The 12,881-nt window shown below is 62.0% G+C and carries 12 protein-coding genes and 2 tRNA genes; 4 read left to right on the top strand and 10 right to left on the bottom strand.

Annotation, left to right across the window (positions count from 1 at the left end; genetic code table 11):
• Positions 1-1,049: 1,049 nt before the first annotated feature.
• Both NKI61_RS11815 and NKI61_RS11810 read right to left on the bottom strand, forming a co-directional pair.
• Positions 1,050-1,334 carry a hypothetical protein gene (locus tag NKI61_RS11815; protein WP_023743168.1) on the bottom strand — a complete coding sequence of 95 codons (285 nt, stop codon included), beginning with the start codon at positions 1,332-1,334 and terminating at the stop codon, positions 1,050-1,052.
• A 408-nt stretch (positions 1,335-1,742) separates the two neighbouring features.
• Positions 1,743-1,919, bottom strand: coding sequence for a hypothetical protein (locus tag NKI61_RS11810; RefSeq protein WP_023743167.1), 177 nt, complete (start codon positions 1,917-1,919; stop codon positions 1,743-1,745).
• Between the two features lie 881 nt (positions 1,920-2,800).
• Between NKI61_RS11810 and NKI61_RS11805 the strand changes: the two genes are divergently transcribed.
• Together NKI61_RS11805 and NKI61_RS11800 are read left to right on the top strand one after the other, a co-directional pair.
• Entirely contained in the window at positions 2,801-3,010 is a 210-nt protein-coding gene (locus tag NKI61_RS11805) for a hypothetical protein (protein ID WP_156933983.1), read from the top strand.
• A gap of 73 nt (positions 3,011-3,083) precedes the next feature.
• Positions 3,084-3,545 carry a hypothetical protein gene (locus NKI61_RS11800; protein ID WP_352839592.1) on the top strand — a complete coding sequence of 154 codons (462 nt, stop codon included), beginning with the start codon at positions 3,084-3,086 and terminating at the stop codon, positions 3,543-3,545.
• Positions 3,546-4,301: 756 nt separating this feature from the next.
• Here NKI61_RS11800 and NKI61_RS11795 read toward each other — a convergent pair.
• Positions 4,302-4,378 (bottom strand) — tRNA-Asp (locus NKI61_RS11795).
• 217 nt (positions 4,379-4,595) lie between these two features.
• Here NKI61_RS11795 and NKI61_RS11790 point away from each other — a divergent pair.
• Positions 4,596-4,671: transfer RNA gene (locus NKI61_RS11790), tRNA-Val, on the top strand.
• Between the two features lie 42 nt (positions 4,672-4,713).
• Here the strand turns inward: NKI61_RS11790 and NKI61_RS11785 are convergent.
• Positions 4,714-5,574, bottom strand: coding sequence for a toll/interleukin-1 receptor domain-containing protein (locus NKI61_RS11785; protein ID WP_023739412.1), 861 nt, complete (start codon positions 5,572-5,574; stop codon positions 4,714-4,716).
• Positions 5,575-6,310: 736 nt separating this feature from the next.
• Positions 6,311-6,892, bottom strand: coding sequence for a hypothetical protein (locus NKI61_RS11780; RefSeq protein WP_352741319.1), 582 nt, complete (start codon positions 6,890-6,892; stop codon positions 6,311-6,313).
• Positions 6,893-6,949: 57 nt separating this feature from the next.
• Here NKI61_RS11780 and NKI61_RS11775 point away from each other — a divergent pair, with 57 nt between their 5' ends.
• The gene (locus NKI61_RS11775; protein ID WP_352839590.1) at positions 6,950-7,771 is read left to right on the top strand and encodes a M15 family metallopeptidase; all 822 of its coding nucleotides are present in this window, start codon (positions 6,950-6,952) and stop codon (positions 7,769-7,771) included.
• Here the strand turns inward: NKI61_RS11775 and NKI61_RS11770 are convergent, their stop codons facing one another.
• From NKI61_RS11770 to NKI61_RS11750, 5 genes are all read right to left on the bottom strand, one after another.
• A complete protein-coding gene (locus NKI61_RS11770) occupies positions 7,772-8,542 on the bottom strand; it encodes an SDR family oxidoreductase (RefSeq protein ID WP_023743160.1) in 771 nt (256 codons plus the stop codon).
• Between the two features lie 12 nt (positions 8,543-8,554).
• Positions 8,555-9,550: an ABC transporter permease gene (locus NKI61_RS11765; RefSeq protein WP_023743159.1), complete on the bottom strand. Its 996-nt coding sequence runs from the start codon at positions 9,548-9,550 to the stop codon at positions 8,555-8,557.
• 161 nt (positions 9,551-9,711) lie between these two features.
• A complete protein-coding gene (locus tag NKI61_RS11760) occupies positions 9,712-10,752 on the bottom strand; it encodes a sugar ABC transporter substrate-binding protein (RefSeq protein ID WP_023743158.1) in 1,041 nt (346 codons plus the stop codon).
• Positions 10,753-10,793: 41 nt separating this feature from the next.
• On the bottom strand, positions 10,794-11,558 hold the full coding sequence (locus NKI61_RS11755) for an ATP-binding cassette domain-containing protein (RefSeq protein ID WP_023669142.1): 765 nt from the start codon (positions 11,556-11,558) through the stop codon (positions 10,794-10,796).
• Positions 11,555-12,721, bottom strand: coding sequence for an ROK family transcriptional regulator (locus tag NKI61_RS11750; protein WP_023743157.1), 1,167 nt, complete (start codon positions 12,719-12,721; stop codon positions 11,555-11,557). The genes NKI61_RS11755 and NKI61_RS11750 overlap by 4 nt, the downstream gene beginning before the upstream one ends.
• Between the last annotated feature and the right edge of the window lie 160 nt (positions 12,722-12,881).

The following is a 12,881-nucleotide window of genomic DNA, read 5'->3' as shown; positions in this document are numbered from 1 at the left end:
GTTCTCCACAACGGGAGAGAACAAATGGATCAAAGTGTTGGCCAGGCGCGATGGTTGCTCGCACCGATTTTTGCAACAGCCGTTACCTTTCTGGTAATGGCGGTCGTCCTTAGCTGACATGTCTTGGATCGGCGCAGCCAGGTCCCTTCCTGCGCTGATAGGATTCGCGAGTTGCTTGAGCGGCTGGCGAATCCTCTATTTTACCGTGCGCTGGGCCTGCTCCTTCAGCAGGCGGGGCGCTTCGTTCAGCTCATGTAAGTTGGGAGGTTTACTATGCATCGGCGATCCTTTTTGACAGCGATGTTTGGCGTTGCAGGGGCAGCAGCCTTTGCAAGCGCGGTCCGGCCTATCAACGCATTGGCCGGTGTTCCAGCGGCCAAAAGCGGCATTCTCGAAGAACTCGACGCGCCAGACGCCTTCGACAACGAAGGTACTCACGCGGAAGTGGAGCCGGTCAACCATCGGCGCTACTACGACCAAGATTACGACCCAGACTACGACCCAGATTACTACCACCGGCGCCGCCGCCGGCGGGGCTGGAGAAGAGTCTGCCGTAGTTACTGGCGACACGGGCGCCGTCGGGTCCGGTGCTATCGCCGACGTGGTCCTTCGGTCGTCTTGCGATTTTAGCTAGTCGGCTGCTTCTGCCCATGGCCCGTTCCGGCTGACGTGCTGAGAACGGGCCGGTACGATTCCTTTTTCGTGGCAAACGCAATCCATCTGAGGGCACTCATCAGCAGCGCCGATGGACCTGACTTACAGCTTGGTGGTGTCGCTGTGGTGCGCCAGGAGCGGTCTGACGATCCCTCTTGTGCAGCCCTTCGGCTGCCGCCAGCCTGGGAAAGCTTTTCGGAACGTTTGGTTCTGGCCGTTAGGCCACGGGGCCAAGCTCAGCCATCAGGACACCCCGCAAGCGATGAGCAGCGGGGCCTGGTAAGGCCCGGCGACCTCCTTTTGACATACGGGGGAGAAACCAAGAAGGGCGCCGAGCCTTACCGGCGCTGCTTTGAGGCAGACGACGCCGGACGAGATGAGAGTAGGCGATCATGCTAATTTCTGCGAACCATGCGAATGAGGGAAAGCCGTGTGCGATTCTTCGCTATCCAGCCACGAACCTCTGCCTTTCGGACATGGCGGTCCGTCGCTCGATCGATGATGAAGAACGCCTGATGTAGCTGCTCGACTTCGTAGAGCCCGACCCGGATCTCGAACCCTGTCTGGCCAGTGGCATCGAAGTCACCGGGACCAATGACAGGGAAGGCGACGACGATGGCGAAGCGGACGACGAGCGCGAAGCCAACGATGCCGATTATGGCTTCATAGAGGGAGGGCAAGGCCTATAATTGTCCGGTCGAGAATGAATAGCCCGCTGCCTCACGGTGGACTGGCTTCAGTTTTTGTGCGGCACGATGTAGCGACTGCTCACCGCACCCGCCCCTGTGCCCCGCGTGACGACAATCGTGCTATACCCGGCTGGAACGGAACCTGTAGCGGAGGGGTCGATCGAACTGCATCGCCCGACGATCTCCCCGTTGGGAGCGCCCTCGAGCCTCACGGCTAACGCCAACTGGCATGTGTCAAGGGATCCGAACATGGCCGGTGATGTATCGAGTGGCTTGCAGACTCCCTGGGCGGGACTGCAAGAAAGCAAAATCATCACAGCTGCAGTTGCCGGATCCATTCGTGAAGCTCCGTTGTTCGACGAGCCTCAACGCAGAATAGCGAGCTTTGTTTCGTCGGTGCTAAAATACGAGTTTTCTGGTCTGGCTCACGGGGGCGGGCTTTTCATTGTCACAGCTTTCGCCTCTCAATTGTCCCGATCCCGAACGGTAAAACAGCCATCCGACGAGACACACCGAGGGGATTGCGATGGCCAGAAGGATGCCGCCGGCAATGTTCACCATCAACATGAAATCCATCGGACCTCTCCCTCTTATATGCCGACAGTCGGAAACTCGTGAAATCAACATGGGTGAACAGGTTGCGAACATGCTGCTACGGTTTTTGCAGAGCCAAGAGATGAGACGAGACGGACCAGCACGACAGGGACTAGCTCTCGTCGCAACAAATTGACACACAAGGACTCGACGGAGTCGAACGGCAAGGGCAGGGACGCCATCAAGCGAATTTCAAAACAGATGCCTTGGCCGACGGGTAATCGCTGATAAGATCAAGGTATGCCCTGAGGTGACGTCACAAGGCAGTGTGCTTGGGTGTCGATCGGGCGGGCGGGTCGGAGAGGAACGGCAAATTCGGTGATGTCGCAATCGTCGGCATCACGAGCCCGCTGTATGGCGCTTAGAGCTTCGAACTCCCGCTTCGGCGCGGTGTCCATTTCGTTGCCGAAGCAAGTTCGTGACCGTGAAATCAGCTAACCGGCGCCGAAGGAGCGTCAGCATGGCGACGCCGCAGGCGAGACGCCGCGCCGCCGCCCCAAACGAGGGTGCCGTTTCAAGGCTGGTGATTTGGCCAGAGCACAGGGTGCGATTCTGACTACGCACAAGCCAGACGCTGTCATGGCGATGCTGGGTGGCCGGGCGTAGCGGCTTCGAAGCCGCCGATTACAAGTATTCTCGCTCTGTGGCTGCCGATTCTGCGATTAAGGATTGGATGAATAGGCATGGGGGAGAAAGGCCGCTATTCTAAGCCTCATTCCCCCTCGATGCAGGAATAACGAGATCATGGAGTAGGAAAATCTCATGCTATGCGGCGGAGGTGCTTACACGGGCGAGATTCACACCCGCCCAACGACAAGGCGCCCATCCGCTGCCCGATGGACGGTGGATAGAGTTTTGGTGTCATGAGCCAAACCCACACATTACAACCGTCATCTATCCGCGTCCCGGTACAACCACGGCTGGTGCCGGCGATCAAGGCGGCGCGTTATCTCCACCTGACGCTGCGGGAATTCATGGAATTTCTGCCCGCGTTGCAGGATCAAGGCTTTCCCAAGGCCTGCCCAATCACCGGCAACTACGACATGGTTGCGATCGACGCCTGGCTCGGTTAACGCTCGGGTCTTGCAGGATCAGGATCCGGCGCGCAGTCTAGCATTGACATTGCAAGAGCGAGGCTGGCGACCCTTGGGTAAGATCAAGTTGAAGCACTACGTCATCCGTAAGGGCAAATACGGCTACTGGCTGCCGACGCCGAAGATGGTCGAAGCTGGCTTCAGATGCATTTCCTGTGGAATCGACGGGCCTGAGGCTTGGACGATAGCCCGGGAGTGGGAAGACCGCTGGCAGGAACTCCGCAAGGGCAGGGAGCCGTCGCGCCTGCATGTATGGCCAAAGGATTCCATCGGAGACGCCTTTGCACGCTATCGCCGCATGGATGCATGGAAGCGCAAGCCACCGCGCACCCGCGAGGATTGGGAGCGCGGCTGGACCTTCATCGAGCCGTACTTCGCCGACCTGCCGCCAGCCGACATCACCCTCGAGCTGCTCGACGACTGGTATGGCCGTCTGCTCCGGGTCAAAGGTGTCGACATCGCCTACCGTGCCGTAAAGCGTGGCGTTCGCTGTATAATTTCATGGCCGGCATGAAGCTATGCCCGCCCGGCTCCGACCCATCGCAGGCGATCCGCCGCCAGACGCCACCACCGCGCCACCAGACCTGGACGGCAGGCGAGGCGGGGCGCCTGGCGCGCCGGCTACCGCGAACTGGCCTGCATCATCGCCGTTGCGTGGGACACGAGCTTCTCACCCGTCGACGTGCGCACGCTCACACCGGCGCAGGCAATGCAGACAGCACAGGAATGGGGTTTTCTGATTGCACGCAGCAAGAGTGGCGAGGCGGCTTTCGGCACGCTGTCGTCACGCACGCAGCGCCTGGTGCTGGCCTATGTCGAATCCTAGGCGTCACCCTGCTTGACGATGCGCCGATCTTTCGCTCGCGCGGTTTCGCGCCGGGCCCGAAGGGCGGCCGGCCGCGCGCCGGCGTGCCTTACACGAAGGATTCTCTGGTCGACGACTTTGCCGATCTGCGCACGCTGGTATTCGGGACATCGGAGAAGCGGCGGCTGATGGACATGCGGCGTTCCGGCGCGGTCGAGGCGAATGCCGGAGGCGCGTCGGTCGAGGCAATCTCGGCCAAGATGGGCAACTCGATCGACGGGAACAAGGCGCTGCAGAAGACCTATATGCCGGTCAATCTGGCCGCCGTCCGCTCAGCTGACGCCAGCCGCCGCAAGGGCAGAAAAGCTGCTTGGTCTGGAACGGAACGAATACAGAAAGTTGAAACTCTCCGGAGAATGAGAGTTGAAACTTTTCAAGGGGCGGTAGCTAACCCCTTGAAATTAATGGCGCGAGTGACGGGGCTCGAACCCGCGACCTCCGGCGTGACAGGCCGGCACTCTAACCAACTGAGCTACACCCGCGCATTGGACGAGCACGTGTCAGCCGTGTTCGTCGTTGGGGCGGTGGATAAGGGGTTCGCCACCGGGTGTCAAGCGCAGCTGGACAGCATAAACGCATCAGGAGAAGGTTTTTTGACAGGCGGCACTTTGCCCGCGAAAACCACTGTGCGGCTAAGCTAGCAGCTGCTCATTTGGCCTTGCGAAGCCGGTTGCGACCGCTTAAAGGTCCGGCCGGAGCGGGCGATTAGCTCAGTTGGTAGAGCGCTTCGTTTACACCGAAGATGTCGGCGGTTCGAGCCCGTCATCGCCCACCACTCAAGCTCTTGATAAATCGGTGCTTGCCCGGAGTTACGGTCTCATATCCGGTTGTACGCGTTGTCGGCATTCTGCTTCCTGGCCTTGTCGCGTTCGAAAGGGGTGACGCAGACCAAGTCGCTCTCGAACGCTTCACGCCAGACGTAGCCGTCGCGGCAGGTGCTGTCGCCGTAAGGTCCGCCGGTCGGCGAACGGTTGTTGCGGGCATTTGCATTCTGGGCCTGCACCTCGCCGTAGTCGGCAGGACTCACGCACACGCTGTCGCCGAAGATCGCCGATCGCCAGACGAATCCTTCCTTGCATCCTTTGGCCTCGATCGCTGCGGGCTCGATAGGCGACGGCAAAGGGGAGGGCCTCGGCCACAACGCCACCGTTGTCCCGCCGATGCCGAGCGCGATCATCGCGGCCAGCCCGTACAGCAGCCAGAGCCTCGGCCGCCGCGCCGCTGGCTTCGCTATCGCCGACGCAATCGCCGCCATATCGTCGTTGAAGCGCTCGTGGCGGACCTCCATGGCTTGACGCTTGGCCAGGTCCTGCAGATCGGGTGGCAAGGCGCTTTTCTTTGGCATGCTGGCGCCGTTGACGAGCACGGGGATGACGCGCACCCCAGCCTGGAGTGCCGTACGGATCTCCTTGCGCACGAAGTCGTCGGGGGACTCCAGCCGAACCTGGCCCTGCTCATCGGTAAGCGCGGCCCACTGCGGCCCCACGATCGCCAGCATGATTTTGCAACTGGCCAAACTGCGGGCAAGCGCGACCTCAAAGTCATCGCCGGGGTTGAGCTTGTCGACGTCCATGAAGATGGACGCATCAGGAAGCGCGCGGTTCAGATTATCGTAGACGCGGCCCGCCACGCCGGAATCGGTCTGCCGCCGGTAGTTGATGAATACGTCGCCAAGCAAGGCCTGCCTCTTCCGACATGAACGAGAAGGCCTCAAAGTAGCATGAGCGGTGACCTCGCAGCTAGTCTGGCGACAGACTGGCCATTACTGCGGATGCAGTCCGTTTCACGTCTCGCCAGAGGACACATGCACCGGCCCTTCGCGTCGCACGGTGGACTAAGTACAAGAGGCCATTACGGCGCGTCGCCAAAGCGGAATATACACAAATGTCTTCCGTCTGGATGGCAGCTGCAGAGCAAGTTCGGCCCACGCCCGCAACGCCAGGCGAACAATGCCTTTACCGGATTAACTTGGCGTATCCGGAAAAGCAGGTTCCTCCGGAAGGGCAGGGTGTTCTGGAAGGGTGGGTTCACCTGCACGGGTAGGTTCATCAGGAAGCTTAATATCTTGAGCGTCTATGCAATGTCGCTCTCTCAAAACCGGGGAACCGCTTTTGAGCGCCACGCATTGGGTGAGCACAGAAAGACGATCGGCTCCGCCACTTCTTCCTGTTTCGGCTCGCCGATGCGGGCAAGCGTGTACTTGTCGACGTTGTTCGCATACGGCTTCGATATCGGCGTAGGTGCCGTGTCACCGTGCCGCGATAAGGGTTCACAGCGGTCGAGTTGACGATAGCGTTCTCAGCGAAGATGTCGGCGGTTCGAGCCCGTCATCGCCCACCATATCTGGCCGACCATATCTCGAATGCCGGGCGCGGCCGCAACGAGCCGCACCCGCCGTTCTTCCCCGGCGCCACCTATCGTTTGACGTAGCAGTTCTTCTTCACGCGGCGGATGGGATCCTCGCCAAAGGCGTCGACGCTGCATGTGACGCCGTTCCTGAATACGCCCTGGACGTACTGGCCACGCGCCCCGTATCTCACCAGTTTGCGGCCACGGAACTCGCAGAACCGCCCCTCCGAGGCGCAGGCCACCCATCTGCCGCCGCCCTGGCCGTAGTCGTCATCGCCGTAATTGTCGTCGTCGTCATCATTGTCGCCATAGTCGTTACCGCCGCCGCGCCTCACGATGTAGCAAGCCTTGTCGCGGCCAGGCGCCGGGTCCCCAAAGACGCGATTCGTACACGGCACGGCACGACGATCGATGAAGCGCGAAGTGGTCTGCCCGCGCGCGCCGTAGACCACTTCCGAGGGGTAGGGCAGGCGGCAGATTTCGCCTTCGTCGGCGCATCGCTGCATCCGCTGGGCGGATGCGGTGGCTGGAAAAAGAATAGAGACGGACGAGGCCAGGCCGACCAGGCAGATGAATGTAAACGTCATCCGGATCAAAGCATTGAAGGTTTTTGACACGATTTGTCTCCCGTTCGATTCGACCAGCATGGTACAGCAGCCTTGTTAAATACACGATGAACGAAAGCCCTCCGGGAAGGCAGGACAATGATGGATCATCCAGGGCGCCTGATGCTGCGGTTGCTGTTCGCATTGGCAATCGTCGGCACTGGACGCTTCGCCTATGCAGGGAATGCGGGCGACGGCGTCGACCAGCCGGCGGCCAAGGCCGCCTTGCTCAAGGCCTATCCCGGACTTTTCACCATTTCGGGCAATGTACTGACCTGGACCGACGGCACCACGATGGTGTGGGACGACGGCAAGGCGCGCGACGCCGACGCGCTGCTGGAGAGCCCTGACATCGAAGACATGTTTCGCTACGTCTATCCCGGAGCAGCGGAGGGCGCGCTGGTCCCGGCCGAGGATTTCGATCCCGGCCGCATCCGCAACGAACCTTTCTTCGAGAAGCTCTACGGGGCAAGTGCCGCCGAGGTGGGCAAGCACATCGCCAACCTCAAATGGTTGCCGAAGCTCGGCAAGAAGACCGTGCAGGTCACCAGGATTTTCGGCATCAACGACCGGCTGGGCAAGGTCTCCGCTGCGCTTGAGGCGATGCCCGCGGAGCTGAGCCGTTACGGGCTCAAGCCCGGCGGCGGCTTTGTCTGGCGGCCCATCGCCGGCACGAACCGGTTGAGCGTCCACTCCTTCGGGGCGGCCTTCGACATCAATGTCGGCTTCTCCGACTACTGGTACAACAACAGGAACAAAACCAACCCCAAGGCCCCCATTCCGTTCAAGAACCGGATCCCGCTGGAAGTCGTGGAGTTGTTCGAGAAAAACGGCTTCATCTGGGGCGGGCGCTGGTATCACTACGACACCATGCATTTCGAGTACCGGCCTGAATTGCTGCTTTACAACAAATCCGGCTGATCACGGCGGCAGCAGCCGGAAATCCTTGCCTTCGGGCAGCAACTGGCCGCCGTCGACGATGATGGTGGTGCCGGTGATGTAGCTGGCATCGTCCGAGGCGAGGAACAGGAAGGCATTGGCGACATCGCGCGGACTGCCGAGGCGTCCGAGCGGGATCGAATCCTCCATGTTCTTGATATAAGCGGCGCCCCGATGCAGCTCGATCGCTTCGGTCAGGATGTTGCCGGGCTCGACGCCGTTGACGGTGATGCCGTAGCCGGAAAACTCCAGCGCCGCCGAGCGGATGAAGCCGTTGATGCCGGCCTTGCTGGCGGCGTAGTGGCCATGGCCGGGGCTGGTGACATGCGGACCGGTGATCGATGAGGTGTAGAGCATGCGCCCGTAGCCTTGCGCCTTCATCGGCGCCAGCGCCGCCAGCGTGGCATTGAAGGTGCCGCGCAGATTGACCGCCATCACCCGGTCCCAGTCGCCCGGGCTGGTGTTCTCGATGAGCTGCCAGGGATAGATGCCGGCATTCTGCACGATGATGTCGAGACGACTGTGGCGGCTCAATGCCAGGGCTACCGCGGCCTCAGCATCGGCCATTTGCGAGATGTCGGTGCGGATGAAGGCAGCGCCGAGCTCTTCCGCGGCCGCTTGACCGGCCTCGGCTTCGCTGTCTGCCAGGACCAGCCGCGCGCCTTCCTCGGCAAAGCGCTGGGCGATGCCCTTGCCGATGCCGCGCGCGCTTCCGACGATCAGCGCGACTTTGCTTTCGAGCCGTCCTGTCATGCCAGCCGTCTCCTATGCCAGTCTTTGGCGAATGGTTTGCTTGAAGGCGTCGAGCAGCACGGCGGCGAGCACAAGCAGGCCGTGGATCACCTGGGTGAAATTGGCCGGCAGGCCCATCAGGTTGATCGCCGTGTTGATGGAGGAGAGCAAAAGCACGCCGGCATAGACGCCGGGCAAGGTGCCGACACCGCCTTTCAGGCTGACGCCGCCGATGACGACGGCGGCAAAGGCGTTGAACAACAGCCCGGTCCCGAGATTGGCGGTGGCGCCCGAGGTGCGGATGGCGAGCAGCCAGCCGGCGAGGCCGGCAATGGCGCCGGCAAGCACGAAGGCGATGATCAAATTGCGATTGACGCGGATGCCGGCGCGGAAGGTCGCGGTCTCGTTGCCGCCGATCATCACGAGGTGGCGGCCGAACGGCGTCTTGGCCATGATCAGCGAGAACAGGACGAAACAGGCGACAGCGATCCAGGCGGTCAGCGGCAGGCCCGCCAGCCGCTGGATGCCGAACCAGCGGATGGCCGGCGCCAGATCCTGTGCCGAGCGGCCGCCGGAAATCACCAGAACCAGGCCGCGCACCCAGATGTAGGACGCCAGCGTGATGATGAAGGCGCTCATCTTCACCTTGACCACGAGATAGCCGTTGAAGACGCCGATGAGGCCGCCGACGGCGAGCGCAACCAGCAGCGAAACCGGAACCATCAGCCATTGCGGATTGAGCTGTATGCCCATGCCGATGCCCGATGAGCAGAACAGGATGCCGACCGCCATGGCGCTGAGTGCGGCCACCGATTCCACCGACAGGTCCATATGGCCGGCAATGATGACCAGCGACAGGCCGATCGACATCACGCCGAGAACGCTCGAGGCCTCGATGATGTTGGCGAAGATGCCGAGCTGGAAGTAGTTCGGGACGAAGATGGAAAAGACAACCAGCACAAAGATCAGCATGAACCAGACGAGGTTGTCGAGGACGAACTCCAGGGCTTTGCGGGTGCGCGGGTTCATGGGCTGATCCGGTTGGCGCTCCCGAGAAAAATCAGGCTGAGAAATCAACTCGATTTCGTCGGGTTCAGGCGCGGGTTTAGGTTCGCCACGGTGTCCTGGGACGCGGCGTCGTGAATGGGCAGGCTCCGGGCCGCAATGGCCCGGAGCGCTTCGCTAGGCTACTATTCGACAGACTTGATCGTGTCCGTCGGCGGCTTCTGGTTGCCCCAGAAGGCCGGATTGTCGACGTTTTCCTTGGTAATGGCGGCGCCCGGGATCTTGATGTTGGGGCCCCAGCTCTCCTTGGTTACTGTCGACTTCAAGCCGAGCACGTCATACTCGCCAGGCTTGATTTCCTGCTTGCCGGCGATCTTGTCCATGAACATCGCCACGGCCGCGGCCTGCGCGTAGAGCGGTTGCTCGACTTCGACATTGAGCCAGCCCTTGCGGATCAGGTCGAGACCGACCGGAGCGCCGTTCGAGCTCATCAGCATGACGTCGCCCGGCTTCCTGCCGGCGGCCTCGAGCGAGGCGACGGCTGCGACCGACAGGTGCGCGGCATGGCTGAAGATCAGGTCGATGTCGGGGTTGGCGAGCATCTGGTCGGCAACGATCGTGCCGGCGTTGCTGGCTTCCCATTGCATGGCCGGCAGCGAGATGATCTTGACGTCAGGAAACGCCTTCAACTTCTCCTCGAAACCCTTCTGGATGTCGAGCGTGTAGGGATCGCCGGGATCGCCGAGCACCTGCAGGATCTTGCCCTTCACCGAACCGTTCTTGGCGGTCAGAAGCTTTTGCGCCTGCTCGGCGGCGACGTAGCCGATCTCGACCGTGCCCGCCACCGAGGTGAAATCGGACGGGGTCGAGGTGATCTGGCGGTCGAACTCGACCACCGGGATGCCGGCTGCACGCGCCGCTTCGATGGACGGCTTCAGCGCGTTGAAATCGACGGCGGCCAGGATGATCGCCGCCGGCTTCAGCGCAATGACGTCGTTCATCTGCGATTGCTGCGCGTCAGTCTTGTTATCGGCGTTGAGTGTTTTCACCTCATAGCCGACCTGCTTGAGGAACAGCTCCAGCGCGCTCACCGAGCCGGTCTGGAATTCATCGAGCAGGGTCGGGACCATATAATAGACGGTGCCCTTGGTCTGGGACATTGCCGGCGTGAGCGAGGCAAGAGCCAGTGCCAGGATACCGAAGACAAGAACCAGTATTCGCTTCATGTCGTTCGCTCCTCTTTTATACCGGACCCCTCTTTTGTCCCTCAACCTGCCGGTCCGGCACCGGCAAGCGTCTCACCGGTGATCATGTTGATCACCGCATCGGGACTTGTTTTGTTGCGTGCGACATCGCCGGCCACGACGCCTTGCCGGATCACCACGATCCGGTCGGCAACCTGGAAGGCCTGTTGCATGATATGGGTGATGATCACGACGCCGATGCCCTGGTTGGCCACCTGGCGGATCATCTCGAGGCCGCGCCTGGTCTGCTCGACGCCGAGTGCCGCGAACGGCTCGTCGAGCAGCACCAGCTTGCCGCCCCAATGGACGAAGCGGTTGAGCTCGATGGCCTGGCGCTGGCCGCCCGAGAGATGCTCGACATTGGTGCGCAGCGACGGAATGCGGGTGCCGGCACTGGCCAGCGCCTTGCCGACGACGGCCTCCATGGCGCGCTCGTCGAGGATGGGGACACCGAGAACCTTGCGGGTGATTTCGCGGCCCATGAAGAAATTGGCGACGACGTCGACATTGGTGCAGAGCGACAGGTCCTGGTAGACGGTCTCGATCCCGGCAGCCTTGGCCTCGGCCGGCGTCTTCGCCAGAAACTCCTTGCCCTCGAACAGCATGCGGCCGGAACTCGGTTCGAGGCCGCCGGCGATGATCTTGACCAGCGTCGACTTGCCGGCGCCATTGTCACCGAGCAGCGCCACGACTTCGCCCTTGCCGATCGAGAAGCTGATGCCCCTCAGCGCGTGGATGGCGCCGTAATTCTTGGTGACGTTTTCGAGTACCAGCAGCGGTTCGGTCATGCCGCCACTCCCTTGCTGTGCATGAGGTCTGACCGGCGCTCGCGCTCGGCAATGAACATCTGGCCGAAGCGCGGCGACAGCACGCCCGAAACGGCCAATGCGGCAGCGCCGCGCAGCACCGAATGCTTGCCGCCGGTCGCCACCGTCACGCGCGGTGTCTTGCGGTCGCGCCGCGCCGAGACCGAATTGGGGAACTGTCCGGCCGCGCTGACCAGCTTTTCCAGCAGGTCTGTGGGCGCAAGCCCGCCGAGGATCACGGTTTCGGGGTCGAATATATTCTCGATTGTGACGATGGCGTTGCGGAAGATCGGCGCGATCTCGGCCACCCAGGCGGCATCGCTGATGTTGCGGCGGCGACGTGCTTCCAGCGAGAGATACCGTTCGAGGCAGCCGCTGTTGCCGCATGGGCAAGGCTCGCCACCGGGAACGGCAGGGATGTGTCCGATTTCGCCGGCATTGCCCCAGGCGCCGCGCATCACCGCGCCGTCATGCACGATGACGCCGCCGAGGCCGACGCCGAAATAGAGGTAGTAGTATTCGGAATAACCGGAGCCGAGACCGTAAAGCCGTTCGCCCATGGCCGCCGCCGCCATGTCGGTTTCGAAGAAGGCCGGCAGCCCGGTCGACGCCGCCAGCCGTTCCGGCAGCGCGACATCCTTCCAGCCGGCCATGGTCGTCGGGCCGACGAAGCTCATCGACTCCACGCCGAACGGTCCAGGCAGCGCCATGCCGATGCCGAGCACGCGTCCGCCGGGCCGCAGCGCGGTCAACTCGGGCACCATCGCGCCGATCAGCTCGAAGGCATGGTCGGGCGTCGCATGCGGCGCCTCGCGATGCATGCTCTCGATGACATCGCCGCTGAGATTGATGAGCGCCGCGTCGATCCCCAGCGGGGTGAGGTGGACGCCGACGGCATAGCCGCCCTCGGGGTTGATCCTGAGCGTCGCCGGCGGCAACCCGCGTCCGCGCGGCTCTTCGCGCAGCGACAGCACATAACCATGCTCTTCAAGTTCGCGAACGATGGTCGATACGGTCTGGACGGTGAGGCCGACCCGGCCGGCAATGTCGCCGCGAGCGATGGGACCGTGAAGACGGATGGACTCCAGCACGATGCGCCGGTTGTAAGGCCGCCCGAACTCCTGATTGGTCCCCCGCAGTGTCATGTCCCGCGCCCCATAGGAAGACCAAGACTTGCACAGGCAATTTATTCAGTCAAATGGAATTCAAAAATAATTCGTGACGGTTCCCGGGCGCGCTGCAGGACCTGTCCCATTCGTCGCGCTGGCCGATTGCAGCCGGGCTGAAACCACCGCAATGGTGAAT

Source organism: Mesorhizobium sp. M0514, assembly GCF_040321145.1.
Classification (GTDB): Bacteria; Pseudomonadota; Alphaproteobacteria; order Rhizobiales; family Rhizobiaceae; genus Mesorhizobium.
Note: the sequence above shows the minus strand (reverse complement) of the source record. Positions and strands in the feature narration are given on the sequence as shown.

Excerpts from the sequence above, each read along its gene's own strand:
- NKI61_RS11770 (WP_023743160.1), bottom strand. The coding sequence starts at position 8,542 with ATGACAGGACGGCTCGAAAGCAAAGTCGCGCTGATCGTCGGAAGCGCG.
- NKI61_RS11810 (WP_023743167.1), bottom strand. The coding sequence starts at position 1,919 with ATGGATTTCATGTTGATGGTGAACATTGCCGGCGGCATCCTTCTGGCC.
- NKI61_RS11780 (WP_352741319.1), bottom strand. The coding sequence starts at position 6,892 with ATGCTGGTCGAATCGAACGGGAGACAAATCGTGTCAAAAACCTTCAAT.
- NKI61_RS11765 (WP_023743159.1), bottom strand. The coding sequence starts at position 9,550 with ATGAACCCGCGCACCCGCAAAGCCCTGGAGTTCGTCCTCGACAACCTC.
- NKI61_RS11805 (WP_156933983.1), top strand. The coding sequence starts at position 2,801 with ATGAGCCAAACCCACACATTACAACCGTCATCTATCCGCGTCCCGGTA.
- NKI61_RS11750 (WP_023743157.1), bottom strand. The coding sequence starts at position 12,721 with ATGACACTGCGGGGGACCAATCAGGAGTTCGGGCGGCCTTACAACCGG.
- NKI61_RS11755 (WP_023669142.1), bottom strand. The coding sequence starts at position 11,558 with ATGACCGAACCGCTGCTGGTACTCGAAAACGTCACCAAGAATTACGGC.
- NKI61_RS11760 (WP_023743158.1), bottom strand. The coding sequence starts at position 10,752 with ATGAAGCGAATACTGGTTCTTGTCTTCGGTATCCTGGCACTGGCTCTT.
- NKI61_RS11775 (WP_352839590.1), top strand. The coding sequence starts at position 6,950 with ATGATGGATCATCCAGGGCGCCTGATGCTGCGGTTGCTGTTCGCATTG.